Annotated in this window: 9 protein-coding genes; all 9 read right to left on the reverse strand. The window is 72.4% G+C overall.

From position 1 onward, the window contains the following. Window positions 1–3 precede the first annotated feature (3 nt). On the reverse strand, window positions 4–285 hold the full coding sequence (locus GXW83_RS16450) for a phosphopantetheine-binding protein (protein ID WP_225447035.1): 282 nt from the start codon (window positions 283–285) through the stop codon (window positions 4–6). A 51-nt stretch (window positions 286–336) separates the two neighbouring features. Further along, complete coding sequence (locus GXW83_RS16455) at window positions 337–1,581, reverse strand: cytochrome P450 (protein ID WP_182443807.1); 1,245 nt, start codon at window positions 1,579–1,581, stop codon at window positions 337–339. Next, window positions 1,568–2,377 (reverse strand): thioesterase II family protein, encoded by an 810-nt coding sequence (locus tag GXW83_RS16460; protein WP_182443808.1) that lies wholly within the window; start codon window positions 2,375–2,377, stop codon window positions 1,568–1,570. The genes GXW83_RS16455 and GXW83_RS16460 overlap by 14 nt, the downstream gene beginning before the upstream one ends. Then, window positions 2,374–2,583, reverse strand: a complete 210-nt coding sequence (locus GXW83_RS16465) for a hypothetical protein (protein WP_182443809.1) — start codon at window positions 2,581–2,583, stop codon at window positions 2,374–2,376. The genes GXW83_RS16460 and GXW83_RS16465 overlap by 4 nt, the downstream gene beginning before the upstream one ends. A gap of 46 nt (window positions 2,584–2,629) precedes the next feature. Continuing rightward, window positions 2,630–3,952 (reverse strand): cation:proton antiporter, encoded by a 1,323-nt coding sequence (locus GXW83_RS16470; protein WP_182443810.1) that lies wholly within the window; start codon window positions 3,950–3,952, stop codon window positions 2,630–2,632. A 164-nt stretch (window positions 3,953–4,116) separates the two neighbouring features. Further along, complete coding sequence (locus GXW83_RS16475) at window positions 4,117–4,344, reverse strand: MbtH family protein (RefSeq protein WP_182443811.1); 228 nt, start codon at window positions 4,342–4,344, stop codon at window positions 4,117–4,119. A 45-nt stretch (window positions 4,345–4,389) separates the two neighbouring features. Beyond that, window positions 4,390–14,508: a non-ribosomal peptide synthetase gene (locus GXW83_RS16480; protein ID WP_182443812.1), complete on the reverse strand. Its 10,119-nt coding sequence runs from the start codon at window positions 14,506–14,508 to the stop codon at window positions 4,390–4,392. A gap of 55 nt (window positions 14,509–14,563) precedes the next feature. Next, window positions 14,564–15,583: a TauD/TfdA family dioxygenase gene (locus GXW83_RS16485; RefSeq protein WP_182443813.1), complete on the reverse strand. Its 1,020-nt coding sequence runs from the start codon at window positions 15,581–15,583 to the stop codon at window positions 14,564–14,566. Between the two features lie 37 nt (window positions 15,584–15,620). Beyond that, window positions 15,621–16,376, reverse strand: coding sequence for an SDR family NAD(P)-dependent oxidoreductase (locus tag GXW83_RS16490; RefSeq protein ID WP_182443814.1), 756 nt, complete (start codon window positions 16,374–16,376; stop codon window positions 15,621–15,623). Window positions 16,377–16,433: the final 57 nt, after the last annotated feature.

The following is a 16,433-nucleotide window of genomic DNA, read 5'->3' on the forward strand; positions in this document are numbered from 1 at the left end:
GGGCTAGGCCTCGACCGGGACGGCCAGCAGACCGGCCTGGCCGCGGACGGTCCCGGCACGCAGGACGTCCATGGTCTTCACCGGAACGCCGGTCAGCTGCCTGATCCGTTCGACCAGGGCGACCAGCAGCAGGGAGTCGCCGCCGACCTCGAAGAAGTTGACGTCGTCCGCGATCTCGTCCAGGCCCAGGACCTCACGCCACAGCGAGCGCACCAGGTCGAGCCGGTCTGAGCCGCCGTCGAGGGCCGCTTCGTCGGACGCTGTGACTACGGGAAGTTCGGACACGGTGATCCTCCGCGAAAGGGAAAGGGGGAAGGGCGGGGCAGGTCGCGCGGGTCAGCGGGCGCGTCGGCGCGCGGTGATCGGGACGTGCTTGTAGCCGGAGGCGAAGGTCGAGATGAGCCGCTCCGGCTTGCCGGCCGCTTCGAAGTCCTGGTAGGTGCCCAGCAGTTCCTGGAACAGGATGCCCAGGGTCACCCGGGCGACGCTGTGGCCGACGCAGTAGTGCGGGCCGATGCCGAAGGCCAGGTGCTTGTTGGGTCTGCGGCGGATGTCGAAGGTCTCGGAGCGGGCGAAGACCTCCTCGTCGCGGTTGGCCGAGCCCAGCCACACCACCACCGCTTCGCCCGCGGCGACCGGGGTGCCGCGGACGACGGTGTCGGCGGTGGCGTAGCGCATGACGTGGTTGACCGGCGAGGCCCAGCGCAGCGCCTCGGCGTAGGCGGACTCGTTCAGCTCCGGGTGGGCGGCCCAGTCGGTGAGCACCCCGCTGTCGACGAACTCCGCCATCACGAAGGTCGGCGCGTGCGGGGTGGTGACATTGGCTCCCAGCAGCAGGCTGTAGCAGTTGGAGATGACCTCGCCCGGGGACATGGTCCGGCCCTCGAACCGGGTCGAGAGCAGCGCGCTGAGCAGGTCGTCGCCGAGGTGGCGGCGGCGGTGGTCGATGACGTCCTGGAAGTAGCCGAACAGCTCCAGGTGCGCCCGGTTCAGGGTGGCCTCCTTGCCGCCCCTGTCCTGGAACTCCGGATCGTCCGCGGCGATGCACATGGTGGTGATCCGGGTCAGCCACGCCCAGTCCTCCCGGGGCAGGCCCATCATGGTGCCGGTGACCCACATCGGCATGGCCAGCATGGCGTCGGCGAAGTCGACGACCCCGCCGTCGCCGAGCGGCGCGAGCAGCTCGGCCACCAGCGGCCGGATCATCTCGCGCTGCCGGTCCACCGCCTTGATGGTCAGCGCCCGCTTCAGCCGGGCCTGCCGCTGGGTGTGCAACGGCGGGTCGGTGACCGCGAGTTGCTGGCCGCCGGCCGGGTCGTCGGTGCCCAGCAGCTCCAGCAGGGTGCCCCGCTCGGAGGTGAACAGGCCGGTGTCGCGCAGCACCAGGTCCGCGTCGGCGTACTTCACCACGGACCAGAAGCCGCGCTCCTCGTCCACCTGCTGCCACTGGAGCCGCTCCTGGGCGCGCAGTTCGCGCCAGACGTGGTACGCCTCGCCGCTGCTGTAGAGGGTCGGATCGACCAGGTCCGGCGATCCGAAGCGGACCGGGCAGCCGGATGCGGCGCCGTTACCGGGCGTCATGGATCATTCCTCCCCTGCGGATCGGCCCTGCGAGTTGTCCTGCGGGCCGGTCGGCCAGCTCGTCGGCGACGGTCCGCAGCAGGGCCACCGCACTGCTCTCCTCGGTCAAGTACATGTGGCCGCCGTCGAGTTCGCGGGAGCGGAACCCGGCGCTGGTCTCCCCGGCCCACTCGCCGGCCTCGTCGGCGCTCACCAGCTCGTCGTCGCGTCCGCGCAGCGAGGTGATCGGCACGGCCAGTCGCTCCACGTGGGCGGACTCGTAGTTCTCGTGCATCTCCGAGTCGGCGCGCAGGAACGGCATCATCACCTGCAGCATCTCCGGGTGGTCCATGGCCGGGTGGCGGTAGCCCGCGACCCGGCGCAGCCCCTCCAGGAAGCCCGCGTCGTCCAACTGGCTGACCCGGTCCACGTTCCGGTCGCGCGGGCCCGGGGCCCCGCTGACGAAGAGCCGGGCGACGTCCGTGCCGCTGTCGGTGAGCCGCCAGGCCAGTTCGTAGGCCAGCTCGGCGCCCAGGCTGTGGCCGAACAGCGCCACCCGCCCGACGCCGTCCAGCAGCGGCAGCACCGCCGGGCAGACCTCGTCCATGGCCTTGCCCACGTCGGTGTACGGCGGCTCGTAGAACTTCTCCTCGCGGCCCGGGAGTTGGACCGGGACCAGGGTCAGCTCCGGCGGCGTCAACCGCCGCCACTTACGGAAGAAGGTGGCCCCGGCCCCGGCGAAGGGCAGGCAGACCAGGGCGGTCGGGGCGGCGGCGGTCGGGGCTGCGCTGGCCGAGCGCCCGGCGGTCGGCGTCACGGCGCGCACCCCTCGGTGGCGGGGGCGGACCGGCCGACGACCGCGATCCAGCGGGTGAGCACCTGCTGCGGGTCGTCCTGCTGCAGCTCGGCGAGGAGCGCGTGCACCCGGTCGTCGCCCTGCACCCTCCCGACGACCCGGCAGCCGTGGGTGATCAGCACGTCGTCGTGGCGTCTCTGGTAGCCGAAGTACCGCGGGTGAGGCATGGTTTCCTACCTTTCACATGGGAGGAGTGGAGCGGGCGGCGCGCGGTCAGACCGGCTGGGCGTCCAGGGGCTCCTGCTCCCGGGCGCGGCGCGGGCGCGGCACCGGCAGCGGCTCCTCGGGGGCGTCCGGCCCGCCGACGCCCATCAGCCGCAGCAGCGGGCCCGCCATCGCAGTGGTGATCAGCGCGATCAGCACCATGACGGTGAACAGCTCCGGGCCGATGATCCCCAGCTGGTTGCCGATGCCGAGGACGACGATCTCGGTCAGGCCGCGGGTGTTCATCAGCGTCCCGAGGAGGCTGGCGTCGCGCCAGCCCATGCCGCCGAGCCGGGCCGGCAGCGCCGTCCCGGCGAACTTGCCCGCCACCGCCGCAGCCAGGGCCAGCAGCAGTACCAGCAGCCCGGACCGGCCCAGCACGGTGACGTTGACGGACAGGCCGGTGATGACGAAGAAGACGGGCAGCAGCAGCGCCGCCGCCTTGTCCAACGGAGCGGCGATCCGCTGCTCCAGGCCGGTGGTGTCGGCGTGCCTGCGCGGCATCACCAGGCCGAAGGCGAACGCCCCGAAGAAGGCATGGACGCCGATCCAGGAGGTGACGTACGAGGACAGCAGCGCCCCGGCGGCGATCAGCACCAGCTGGGTGGTGCTGTCCCAGCGCACCGAGCCGCCGCGCAGCACGCGCCGCAGCAGCGGCCGGACCGCGAAGACCATCACCGCCGCGTAGACCAGGGTGAGGGCGACGGTGGTGACGAAGCCGTCGGTGCCCTTGGCGGTCGCCATGGCCGTCACCAGGACCAGCACGCACCAGGCTGCGACGTCGCAGCCGGCCGCGCAGGCCATCGCCATGGAGCCGATCCTGGTCCGGGACAGGCCCCGGTCCCGGATGAGCCGGGCCAGCACCGGGAAGGCGGTGATCGAGAAGGCGGTGGCCAGGAACAGCACGAACACCGTGCTGCTCACCCCGCGCGGCGCCTGGGAGCGGTAGAGCAGCGCGGCGATCCCCCCGCCCACGGCGAACGGCACCGCCATCGAGGAGACGGCGACCGCGCCCAGCGTCCGTCCGCTGCCGCGCAGCCGGCGCAGGTCCAGCTCCCAGCCCGTACTGAACAGGAAGAGCGCCAGGCCGAGTTGGGCGATGGCGGACAGCGGGGTGCGGGCGTCGGCCGGGAAGAGCCGGGCCGGGAGGTCGCCCGGCAGCAGCCCCAGCAGGCTGGGGCCGAGCATCAGCCCGGCCAGGATCTCGGCCACGACCGGGGGTTGGCCGAGCCGTTTGGCCAGCTGGACCATGAGCACGCTGACCGCCAGGACGACGGCGACATCGGCCAGGACGACGGCTTCCACGGGGAGATTGCTGGGCGTTGCCACCATGCCTCCTTCGACGAGGGGTTGTGTCTGCGATTGTGCAAGCCGCCCGGGGCCCGCTCCAGGCAATGCCCCGGCAACTGTCGGCGGCAGCATGGGCGTTGGATCTACCGGGGAGGACGGGACGACCGGGCCGCGCGGCTCGCACGGCCCGGTCGACGGCGTTCGGGTCAGGGCTGGTCGGACCGGGCCGCGTTCATGGCCGCGACCAGGCTCTTGGGCCGCATGTCGGTCCAGTGCTCGTTGATGTAGGCCAGGCAGGCGGCGCGCTCGTCCGGGCCGAGGACGACCTCCCACCCCGCCGGGACCTCGGCGAAGCCGGGCCACAGGGAGTACTGGCCTTCGTCATTGACGAGGGCGAGGTAGGGCTGCTCCTCATTTTCGAACGGATTTGCCATGACGGTGTGCTCCTTCTGTGTGGTGCTGACAGGGTGCGGAGGTGGCTACTCCTCCCAGAGCGCTTCGAACTCCTCCTGTTCCTCGGGGCTCAGGGAGACCAGGGGCTCCTCCCGTTCGGGTCGCGGTTCGGGCGGGCCGGTGGGCAGTTCGGCGGCGGCCTCCGCGATTCCGGCGACCGTTCTGCCCGCGAACACGTCCCGTGGCGCCAGGGCCAGACCGACCTTGCGCGCCCGGGCCACCAGCTGGATCGAGGTGATGGAGTCGCCGCCCAGTTCGAAGAAGTTGTCGTCGATCCCGATCCGGGCGAGTCCGAGGACGTCGGCGAACAGCTCACAGAGCAGCTCCTCGCGCGGGGTGCGCGGGCCCCTGCTGGTCGTCGACCCGGCGAACTCCGGCGCCGGAAGGGCCCTGCGGTCCAGCTTGCCGGTCACCGTGAGCGGCAGCTCGTCCAACGGGACGAAGGCGGAGGGCACCATGTACTCGGGAAGTCCGGCGGCGAGCCGGTCGCGCAGTGCCGCGGTGTCCAGCGGCCCGCCACCGCCCGCCGCCACCAGGTAGGCCACCAGCCGTTTGACCCCCGGCTGGTCCTCGCGGGCGATCACGGCCGCCCGTCCGACCGCGGGGTCGGCGTGCAACGCGGCCTCGATCTCGCCGAGTTCGATCCGAAAGCCGCGGATCTTGACCTGGTCGTCGGCGCGTCCGAGGAACTCCAGATCACCGCCGGGCGTCCAGCGCACCACGTCCCCGGTGCGGTACATCCGTGCCCCGGCCGGACCGTACGGCAGCGCCACGAAGCGTTCCGAGGTCAGCTCGGCCCGGTTCACATAGCCCCGGGCCAGCCCGGCCCCGGAGACGTACAGCTCACCGGCGGTGCCGGGCGGCACCGGCCGCAGCGCGGCGTCCAGCACGTGCGCCCGGGTGTTGCGGATCGGCCCGCCGATGACCGGGTCGGCGCCCGGCGGCAGCGCGTCGGAGATGGTGGCGCAGATGGTGGTCTCGGTGGGCCCGTAGGCGTTGTGGACGCGCCGCCCGACAGCCCAGCGGTTGACCAGCTCCCGCGGGCACGCCTCCCCGGCCACCACCAGCGAGGTCACCGACGGCACCGAGGCCGGGTCGATCGCCGAGAGCACCGAGGGGACCATCACCGCATGGGTCACCTGCTGCTCCCGGATCAGCTCGACCAGCTGGTCGCCCGGCAGCCGCGCGTGCCCGGGGGCGAGCACCAGCCGGGCCCCGGTCAGCAGCGACATCGACAGCTCGAAGACGATGGCGTCGAAGCCCGGCGAGGAGAACTGCAGCACCACGCTGGCCGGGGTGACGCCGGTGGCGGCGATCTGCATCGCCACCAGGCTGGCGATGCCGCGGTGGGGGACCACCACGCCCTTGGGCACCCCGGTGGAGCCGGAGGTGTAGATCACGTACGCCGTGCTGTCCGGCCCCGGCGCGCCGGCCCGCTCGTCCGGCCCGAGCGCGGAGCCGGGCCGCCCGGCCAGGGAGTCGCGCAGACCGGCGCTGTCCAGCAGCAGGCGTTGTCCGGGGAAGGGGTGGTGGGCCCAGGGGGTGTCGCTGGTGGTGATCAGGCTGGCGGGTGCGGCGTCGGTGAGGATGTGGTGGATGCGTTCGGGCGGGTAGGCCAGGTCGATGGGGACGAAGGCGCCTCCGGCCTTGAGTACGGCCAGGACGCTCACCACCCAGTCCACGCCGCGCGGCAGGGCCAGGGCGACCCGGACCTCCGGGCCGACGCCGCCCGCCGCCAGCTCCCGGGCCAGCCGGTTGGCCCGGTCGTCCACCTCCCGGTAGCTCAGCCGGGCCCCCTCGCAGACCAGGGCCACCGCACCGCCGTCACGGGCGACCTGCCGCTCGAACAGCTCCGCCATGGTGGCGTCCGGGACCGACGCACCGGTCTCGTTCCACCCCTGCAGCTGGGCCCGCTCCTTCGCGGAGAGCACGTCGATCCGTCCGACCAGCCGGCCGGGATCGGCCGCCACCAGCTCCAGCAGCCGCTGCATGCGCTCGGCCAGCCGCTGCGCGGTCTCGGCGTCGAACAGGTCGGGCCGGTAGTCGACCTCGAACCGCAGCTCCGGCCCGGGGAAGACGGCCAGGCTCAGCGGGTAGTGGATGACCGGCGGATCCTCGTGGTCGTGGACCGAGATGTCCAGACCGGCCGTGCGCAGCGCCCTCTCGTCCCACGGGGCGTTCTGGAACACCGTCGAGGTGTCGAACAGCTCGCCCAGCCCGGCCTGCCGCTGGATGGCCGGCAGCCCCAGGTAGTGGTACGGGGTGAGTGCGGCTTGTTGTTCCTGGATGCGGGTGAGGAGGGTGGTGAGGGGTTCGGTGGGGTTGATGTGGACGCGTACGGGGATGGTGTTGATGAGGAGTCCGACGATGTTTTCGATGCCGGGGATTTCGGGGGGTCGTCCGGAGGCGGTGGCGCCGAAGACGATGTCGTGGTGGCCGGTGAGGTGGTTGAGGAGGAGGGCCCAGGCGCCTTGGACGATGGTGTTGAGGGTGAGGGCGTGGGTGCGGGCGGTGGTGGTGAGGGTGGTGGTGGTGTGGTGGTCGAGGGTGGCGATGGCGCGTGCGGGCAGCGTGGTGGTGGAGGTGTCGGCGCCGGGGGCGACGAGGGTGGGGTGTTCGAGGTCGTGGAGGGCTTGGTTCCAGGCGTGCAGGGCGGTGGTGTGGTCCTGTTGGGTGAGCCAGGCGAGGTAGTCGCGGAAGGGTGTGGGGGTGGGCAGGGTGGTGGGGTCGCTGTGGGTCTGGTAGAGGGTGAAGAGGTCGTTCAGGGCGCGGGACATGGACCAGCCGTCCCACAGGATGTGGTGGCTGGTGAGCAGCAGGATGTGCTGTTCGGGGGCCAGTCGGATCAGCATGACGCGTAGCAGCGGGGGCCTGGCCGGGTCGAAACGCACCAGCCGGTCCTCGTCCAGGACTTCGGCGATCCGCTGCTGCCGCACACCCTCGTCCAGGCCGCTCAGATCCACCTCGCGCCAGGGGATCTGCACCTGGGAGGCGATCACCTGCACCGGATCGGCCGACCTGCGGGCTACGAACCCGGCCCGCAAACTGGCATGACGATCCATCAGGCCGTGGAAGGCGGCCCGCAGCCGGTCCGGGTCCAGCGCGCCGGACAGGGCCAACGGCGCCTGCATGGCGTACGGGTCGGCCTTCTCCTCGTCGTAGAGGGCGTGGAACAGCAGGCCCTCCTGGAGCGGGGTGAGCGGCAGCACCTCGTCCACCGAGGCGAAACCGGCGGTGACCTCGGCCCGCTCCTCCTCGCCCAGCTCCAGCAGCGGCCCCTTCGGCAGCGCCGCCGACTCCGGTGCGGACGGCGGCAGTTCGGTGGCGACCTGCGCCAGCGCCGCCACCGTGCGGCCGGTGAACACATCGCGCGGCGACAGCGCCAGCCCGGCCCGGCGGGCCCGGGTGGCGAACTGGATGGAGGTGATGGAGTCGCCGCCCAGCTCGAAGAAGTTGTCGTCGATGCCGACCCGGGTCAGTCCGAGGACGGCGGTGAACAGCTCGCACAGCAGCTCCTCGCGCGGGGTGCGCGGGGCGCGGCTGTCGGCCGAGCCGGCGAACTCCGGCTGCGGCAGGGCGCGCCGGTCCAGCTTTCCGACCGGTGTCAGCGGCAGTGCCTCCAGGCGGACGAACGCGGAGGGCAGCATGAAGTCCGGCAGGCCGGCGGCGACATGCTCGCGCAGCGCCGCCGTGTCCAGGGCCGCACCGCTGTCGGCCGGCACCAGGTACGCCACCAGCCGTTTGACGCCCGGCTGGTCCTCCCGCGCGACGACGGCGACCTCGCCGACCGCCGGGTGGCTGCGCAGCGTGGCCTCGATCTCGCCGAGTTCGATCCGGAAGCCGCGGATCTTGACCTGGTCGTCGGCGCGTCCGACGAACTGCAACTGGCCCTCGGGGGTCCAGCGGACGATGTCGCCGGTGCGGTACATCCGTGCGCCGGGCGGCCCGAACGGCGAGGCCACGAAGCGTTCCGCGGTCAGCTCCGGCCGGTTGACATAGCCCCGGGCCAACCCCGCGCCCGCCAGGTAGAGTTCACCGGCCGTACCCGGCGGCACCAGCCGCAGGGCGCTGTCCAGGACGTACGCCTGGGCGTTCTCCACCGGTCGGCCGATGCTGCTGCGGACGCCGTCCCCGATCCGGCTGAAGGTCGAGTCGACCGTGCACTCGGTCGGCCCGTAGAAGTTGTACGCCAGGGCCGGGCTCGCGCCCAGCTCGTTCCACAGCGACTCGTCCACCGCCTCGCCGCCCAGCGAGATCAGCCCGGGCCGGTGCCCGGCCGTCTCCAGCAGCCCGGCCGCCAGCAACTGCTTGGCGTGCATCGGGGTGATGCTCAGCGAGTCGATGCCGTGCGCGGCCGTGTACTCGATCAGACCCTGCGCGTCACGGCGCAACTCCTCGGCGATCAGGTGCAGTTCGTGGCCCGCCAGCATCCGCAGCAGGTCGGCCCAGGCGCCGTCGAAGCCGAAGCCGGAGACCAGCGCGACCTTGAGCCGACGGCCGCCCGCCGCGGCCACGGCCGGGAGCATGTAGCCGTTGTTCTGGGCGTGGAACATGTTGACGATGTTGCGGTGGGTCACCGCCACCCCCTTGGGGCGGCCGGTGGAACCCGAGGTGTGGATGACGTACGCCAGGTGCGAGGGCAGCAGCGGGAAGCCCCGGTCGGCGTCGTCCGGGTCGTGCGCGGGGCCGTCGTCGCGGTCGTCGGGCATCAGCAGGACGGCCGGCCCGGAGCCCGCCGATCCGGAGCCCGCTGGCCCGGGGCTTGCCGGGCCCACGTCGTCCGGCAGCACGGGCGCGGTGGCCCGGTCGGTGAGCACCACCGCAGGGCGGACGTCCGCCATCAGCGAGGCTATCCGCTCCTGCGGCCAGCCCAGTTCGATCGGCAGGTAGCCGTACCCGGCCTTGAGGATGCCCAGCAGGGCCGTCACCGCCGCCGCCGAGCGCGGCAGCAGCACCGCCGCCAACTGGTCGGCGCCCGTGCCCAGGCCGATCAGCCGGTGCGCCAACCGGTTGGCGCGGGCGTTGAGTTCGGCGAAGGTCAACGCCTCGTCCCGGTGGACCAGGGCGATCGCGTCGGGGGTCAGCCGCACCTGCGCCTCGAACAGCTCGGCCAGGTTCCGGTCCGGGTGGCCGGCCTCGGTGCCGCTCCACGCGTCCAGCAGCGAACGCTCCTGGGCGGACAGCACGTCCACGCGGCCGACCGGGCGGGCGGGGTCGGTGGCGACGGCCGTCAGCAGCCGCTGCATCCGCTCGGCCAGGGCCCGGGCGGTGGCGGCGTCGAACACGTCGGGCCGGTAGCTGAGTTCGAACCGCAGCTCCGCGCCGGGGAAGACGTCGACGCTCAGCGGGAAGTGGGTGAAGCCCTGCGCGCCGTCCAGGGGCGTGGCCTCCAGACCGGCGGCGCCGAGCACCCCCTCGTCCCAGGGGGCGTTCTGGAACACCGTGGAGGTGTCGAAGAGTTCGGCCAGCCCCAGGTGCCGCTGGATGGCCGGCAGGCTGACGTGATGGTACGGGGTGAGCGCGGCCTGGGTGTCCTGGATGCGGGCGAGCAGCGCGTCCAGCGGCTCGGCGGGGTCGAGCCGGACCCGCACCGGGACGGTGTTGATGAGCAGGCCGACGATGTCCTCGACGCCGGGGATCTCCGGCGGCCGCCCGGAGACGGTGGAGCCGAAGACGATGTCGTCCTGGCCGGTGAGCCCGGCCAGCAGCAGTGCCCAGACACCCTGGACGACGGTGTTGAGGGTGATCCCCCGGCTGCGGGCGACCGCGCTGAGCGCACCGCTGGTGCGCCGGTCGAGCCCGCCGGCGGCGCGGGCCGGCAGGGCGCCCATGGAGGCGTCCAGCCCGGGCGCCACCAGGGTGGGCTCCTCCAGGCCGTGCAGCGCCTCGCCCCAGGCCCGCAGGGCGGCCTCGCGGTCCTGCACCGACAGCCAGGCGAGGTAGTCGCGGAACGGCGCCACGTCCGGCAGGGTCAGGTCGTGGCCGCCGGTCTCGTAGAGGGCGAACAGGTCGCCCAGGGCGCGGGACATGGACCAGCCGTCCCACAGCAGATGGTGGCTGGTGAGCAGCAGGACGTGCCGCTCGGCGGCCAGCCGGACCAGCGTCACGCGCAGCAGCGGGGGCCGGGCCGGATCGAAGCGCACCAGCCGGTCCGCCGCCAACAGCCGCTCCAGCTCAGCCTGTTGGGCATCGCCTTGCAGGTCGGTCAAATCCACCTCGTGCCAGGGGATCTGCACCTGGGAGGCGATCACCTGGACCGGGCCCTCGGAGCGGCGGACCACGAACCCGGCCCGCAGACCGGCGTGCCGGGCCACCAGCCCCTGGAACGCGGCCCGTAGCGCAGCCGGATCCAGCGCGCCCGACAGCTGCATCGGGATCTGGCCGATGTAGGCGTCGGCCGGGCCGTCCCCGGACGCTCCGCTGTGGCCGCCCCCGGCGCCGGGCTCGTCGTAGAGGGCGTGGAACAGCAGGCCCTCCTGGAGCGGGGTGAGCGGCAGCACCTCGTCCACCGAGACCGAGCCGGAGGCGAACCCGGCCTCGATCTCGGCGCGCTCCCCCTCGGCGAGGGTCACCAGCGGCCCACGGGCGGGGACCGGCTCCTCGCCGCCCGGCAGCTCGTCCGCGACCAGGGCCAGCGCTGCCACCGTCCTGCCGGTGAAGACATCGTGCGGCGACAGCGCCAGCCCGGCCCGGCGGGCCCGGGTGGCGAAGCGGATGGAGGTGATGGAGTCGCCGCCCAGCTCGAAGAAGCTGTCGTCGATGCCCACCTGGTCGACGCCGAGCAGATCGGCGAACAGCTCGCAGAGCAGCTCCTCGCGCGGGGTGCGCGGGGCGCGGCTGTCCGCCGCGGCGGTGAATTCCGGCTCCGGCAGCGCCTTGCGGTCCAGCTTGCCCACGGCCGTGACCGGCAGCGCGTCCAGCCGGACGAACGCGGACGGCACCATGTACGCGGGCAGGCGCGCCGCCAGGTGCTGCCGCAGCGCGGCGGTGTCCAGCGCTGCGCCGCTGTCGGCCGGCACCACGTACGCCACCAGCCGCTTGACCCCCGGCTGGTCCTCGCGGGCCACCACCGCGGCATGCCCGACGGCCGGGTGCGCCCGCAGCGCGGTCTCCACCTCGCCGAGTTCGATCCGGAAGCCGCGGATCTTGACCTGGTCGTCGGCGCGTCCGACGAACTGCAACTGGCCGTCGGGGGTCCAGCGGACGATGTCGCCGGTGCGGTACATCCGTGCGCCGGGCGGCCCGAACGGCGAGGCCACGAAGCGTTCCGCGGTCAGCTCCGGCCGGTTGACATAGCCCCGGGCCAGCCCGGCCCCGGCGATGTACAGCTCACCGGCGGTGCCGGGCGGCACCGGCCGCAGTGCCTGGTCCAGGACGTGCATGCCCATGTTGTCCAGCGCGCGGCCGATCGGCACCGGCGCGGGCAGCGGTGCCCCCGGCTCGACGCGGTACGCGGTGGCGAAGGTGGTCGTCTCGGTCGGACCGTAGACGTCCACCACCACCAGCTCCGGGCAGGCCGCGCGGACCCGCTCCACGGCGTCGGCCTGCACCGCCTCGCCGCCGGTCCACACCTCGCGCAGGCCCCGGAAGCAGCCGGGGTCGTCCTGCGCGTAGAGGTGGAACAGCACGGCGGTCAGGAAGACCGCGGTGATGCCGTGCCGGTCGACCAGCTGCCGCAGCAGCGCGGCGGTCAGCGGCTCCGGCGGAGCGAGCACGGCCCGGCCGCCGGACAGCAGCGGCACCCACAGCTCGTAGGTGCAGGCGTCGAAGGTCTGCGCGGAGTGCATCAGCACGCAGCCGTGGTCCCGGGCGAAGCGGCTCTCCTGGGCCAGTGCCGTCACATCGGCATGGGTGACCTCGACGCCCTTGGGCAGGCCGGTGGAGCCGGAGGTGAACATCACGTAGGCGGCCGTGTCCGGGCGCAGCGGGCCGGGCCGCTCGGTGTCGCCGAGGTCCGCCGTGGACCGGTCGGCGACCGACGCCCGCACCGCCTCGGAATCCAGCAGCAGGCGTTGTCCGGGGAAGGGGTGGTGGGCCCAGGGGGTGTCGCTGGTGGTGATCAGGCTGGCGGGTGCGGCGTCGGTGAGGAGGTGGTGGATGCGTTCGGGCGGGTAGGCCAGGTCGATGGGGACGAAGGCGCCTCCGGCTTTGAGTACGGCCAGGATGCTCACCACCCAGTCCACGCCGCGCGGCAGGGCCAGGGCTACCCGGGCCTCCGGGCCGACGCCGCCCGCCACCAGCTCCCGGGCCAACTGGTTGGCCTGCTCGTTGAGCTGACGATAGGTCACCTCCTCGGCTCCGCTGACCAGGGCCACCGCAGCGCCGTCGCGGGCGGCCCGGCGCTGGAACAGGTCGACGACGGTGGCGTCCTCGATCGGCGTGCGGGTGTCGTTCCACGCCCGCAGCAGCGAACTCTCCAGCGGGGAGAGCATGTCGATCCGGCCGACCAACTGGCCGGGGTCGGCGGCGAAGGCTTCGAGCAGCCGCCGCAGCCGGTCGGCCAGCGCCTGGGCGGTGGCGGCGTCGAACACGTCCGGCCGGTGGCTGAGCTCCAGCCGCAGCCCCTCGCCGGGGAAGACGGCCAGGCTCAGCGGGAAGTGGGTGAACCCCCGGGCCTCGCCGTCGTCGCCCGGAAGGACGTCCAGCTCCTGCCCGCGCAGGAAGCCCGCGTCCCAGAAGCCGCCCTCGGCCGAGCCGTCGGCAGAACCCTCACTGGAGCCCTGCGCGAAGTTCTCGAACGCCATGGAGGTGTCGAAGAGTTCGCCGATACCGAGGTGGCGTTGCAGGGCCGGCAGGCTGACGTGGTGGTGGGGGGTGAGTGCGGCTTGTTGTTCCTGGATGCGGGTGAGGAGGGTGGTGAGGGGTTCGGTGGGGTTGATGTGGACGCGTACGGGGATGGTGTTGATGAGGAGTCCGACGATGTTTTCGATGCCGGGGATTTCGGGGGGTCGTCCGGAGGCGGTGGCGCCGAAGACGATGTCGTGGTGGCCGGTGAGGTGGTTGAGGAGGAGGGCCCAGGCGCCTTGGACGATGGTGTTGAGGGTGAGGGCGTGGGTGCGGGCGGTGGTGGTGAGGGTGGTGGTGGTGTGGTGGTCGAGGGTGGCGATGGCGCGTGCGGGCAGCGTGGTGGTGTTGGTGGTGGCGCCGGGGGCGACGAGGGTGGGGTGTTCGAGGTTGTGGAGGGCTTGGTTCCAGGCGTGCAGGGCGGTGGTGTGGTCCTGTTGGGTGAGCCAGGCGAGGTAGTCGCGGAAGGGTGTGGGGGTGGGCAGGGTGGTGGGGTCGCTGTGGGTCTGGTAGAGGGTGAAGAGGTCGTTCAGGGCGCGGGACATGGACCAGCCGTCCCACAGGATGTGGTGGCTGGTGAGCAGCAGGATGTGTTGTTCGGGGGCCAGTCGGATCAGCATGACGCGTAGCAGCGGGGGCCTGGCCGGGTCGAAACGCACCAGCCGGTCCTCACCCAACAGCCTTGCCAACTCCACCTGTTGGGCGTCGTGCGGAAGGCAGGCCAGGTCGACCTCCTGCCAGGGGATCTGCACCTGGGAGGCGATCACCTGGACCGGGTCCTCGGAGCGGCGGACCACGAACCCGGCCCGCAGCCCTTCATGACGGTCCATCAGTCCGTGGAAGGCGGCCCGCAGCCGGTCCGGGTCCAGCGCACCGGACAGGGTCAGCGGGGCCTGCATCACGTAGGGGTCGGCCTGCTGCTCGTTGTAGAGGGCGTGGAACAGCAAACCTTCCTGGAGCGGGGTGAGCGGCAGCACCTCGTCCACCGAGGCGAAACCGGCGGTGACCTCGGCCCGCCCCTCCTCGTCCAGATCGACCAGCGGCCCCTGCCGGGGGACGAAGCCGGTGCCCTCCTCCACCTCGGACGCGGTCAGCGCCAGGGCCGCCACCGTCTCGCCCTCGAAGATGTGCCGGTACTCCAGCACCAGCCCGGCCTCGCGGGCCCGGGTCACCAGCGCGATCGAGGTGACCGAGTCCCCGCCCAGCTCGAAGAAACTGTCGTCCACCCCGACGTCGGGAGTCCCGAGGACGGTGGAGAAGAGATCGCACAGCAGGGCCTCCCGCGCCGTGCGCGGCGCTCGGCGGTCCGCCAAGCCGGTGAACTCCGGTGCCTCTGCAGCCTGCACGGCGGCGTGGTCCATGTCTTCGGTACCTTTCCTGGTCAGCAGGGAGAGCGGGGAATGCGTCGGCGGCGGGCTACAGCAGCACCCGGGCGCAGGGCGTGCCGTCGTCCCCGACGGGGCGCAGGTCACGGCTGATGATGATCTTCCGCAGCCAGCGGTCGGTGCCGTCGTAGCGCGCGGTGAAGGACTCCCGGGCGTGCACGACGCTCCGGTTGTCCAGGACCAGCAGGGTGCCCTGGGCGGCCACCAGCGGCCGCCGCACCCGGTCCAGCTCGGCCTGGAGCGCGGTCAGCGCCCGCTCCGCCGCCGGGTCGTTGCCGATGCAGCGCATGTACGGCGCGTCCAGCCGGATGTGCGGGTTGACCGGGTCGTCGAACAGCACCGACACCGCCGCCGGGTGGTCGCGCATCTCGACGGCGCGCAGCAGCGCCGGATCGTCCGGGGCGCGCAGCTCCAACTGCCGGATGTGCTCGTCGTCGGGGACGATGTGGAACCGCTTCTCGGACAGCAGCCGACGGTCCTCGGCGCTCAGCGAGACGTCCCGCACGGCGGCGACGTACGTCGGCACCACGTCGTGGTTGCGTATCCCGAACAGCAGCAGGTAGTCGCAGGAGTCCGGGCGGAAGGCGTCGTCGGTGTGGAACATCAGGAACGCCTCGCTGCCGTGCCCGCTCTCACGGTTCTCGTCGCCCCGGATCGGGAAGACGTCCTGCACCAGCCGGCCGTACTGCAGGGTCGCCCAGGAGAACGGGTGGCCCAGTGCCGAGCCGCACATCGCCATGTAGAGGTCGGAGTCGACGGTCGACTCGTAGCCGTCGGGCCGCTCCCAGTGGTCCGGGGTGGGTCCGACGACTGCCTCGTCCACCGGGAAGCCGTGCACCTGGCAGACGGTGGAGGTGCGGTCGTCCCGGAAGTCCTCCAGGAAGCGGCGCAGGCCGCTCGGGAGCAGCTCCTGGCATTCGCCGTACTTGAGGTAGAAATCCGGGTCGACCGGGGATATCCCGCTGATCCTGAGTTCCTTCACGGCGGCCTGCAGATCGTCCACCTCGTCGCCGTTCAACGTGTACTCGGTGGTCGGCGAAATCTTGCTCATAGAATTCTCCGATATCGTTGTGCGCCCAGGGGCCCGATTATCGAGGGCCGGATTCCGCGGAGACCGCCGTACCGAAGTCGGACGTCGTGGAACCGGCGATCTCGCCGCCGTCGATGACGAGTTCCTGGCCGGTCATGAACTGCGCCTCGGAAGAGGCCAGGTAGAAGAAGGCGGACGCGATCTCCTCGGGTGCGGCGTGCCGTCCGGCCGGAATGCGGGCGTTCACCGCGTCGAGCATCTCCGGGGTGTACTCGGCGAGCTGCATGGGCGTCAGCACCGCGCCGGGGGAGACGCAGGCGGCCCGGACGGCGGGGCTCAGCTCCATGGCGAAGGTGCGGCAGAGCGCGGCCACGCCGGCCTTGGTGGCGTTGTAGTCGGCGTAGTACGGGAACCCGCGGTGGCCGTTGACGGAGGCCGTGGCCAGCAGCACACCGGAGCCCTGGGCGACCATCCGCCGCGCCGCCGCCTGCCACATGCCCAGCACCCCCAGCAGGTTGACGTCCACGATCCGCCGGGCCTCGGCCTCCTCGATGGCGAGCACACCGTGCCGGACGCTGATGCCGGCGTTAGCGACGGCCACGTCGATCCGGCCCTGCTCGGCGTGGATCCGGCCGATGGCCTGCTCCACGGCGGCCCAGTCCGCGACATCGGTCTCCAGCCAGGTGATCCCCTCGGAGCGGGCGTGCGGCTTGTTGACGTCGAGGTTGTACACCCGGTCGCCGGCCCGGGCGAAACGCTCGGCGGTCGCGCTGCCTATGCCGCTCGACGCTCCTGACACCACGACGGTCCGCATGGCGGTCTCCTTTTCCGGTGGTCATTCGGGTCTTTCTCCGACAAGGGTGGCAGTCGC

Source organism: Streptacidiphilus sp. PB12-B1b (genome assembly GCF_014084125.1).
Lineage (GTDB): Bacteria > Actinomycetota > Actinomycetes > Streptomycetales > Streptomycetaceae > Streptacidiphilus.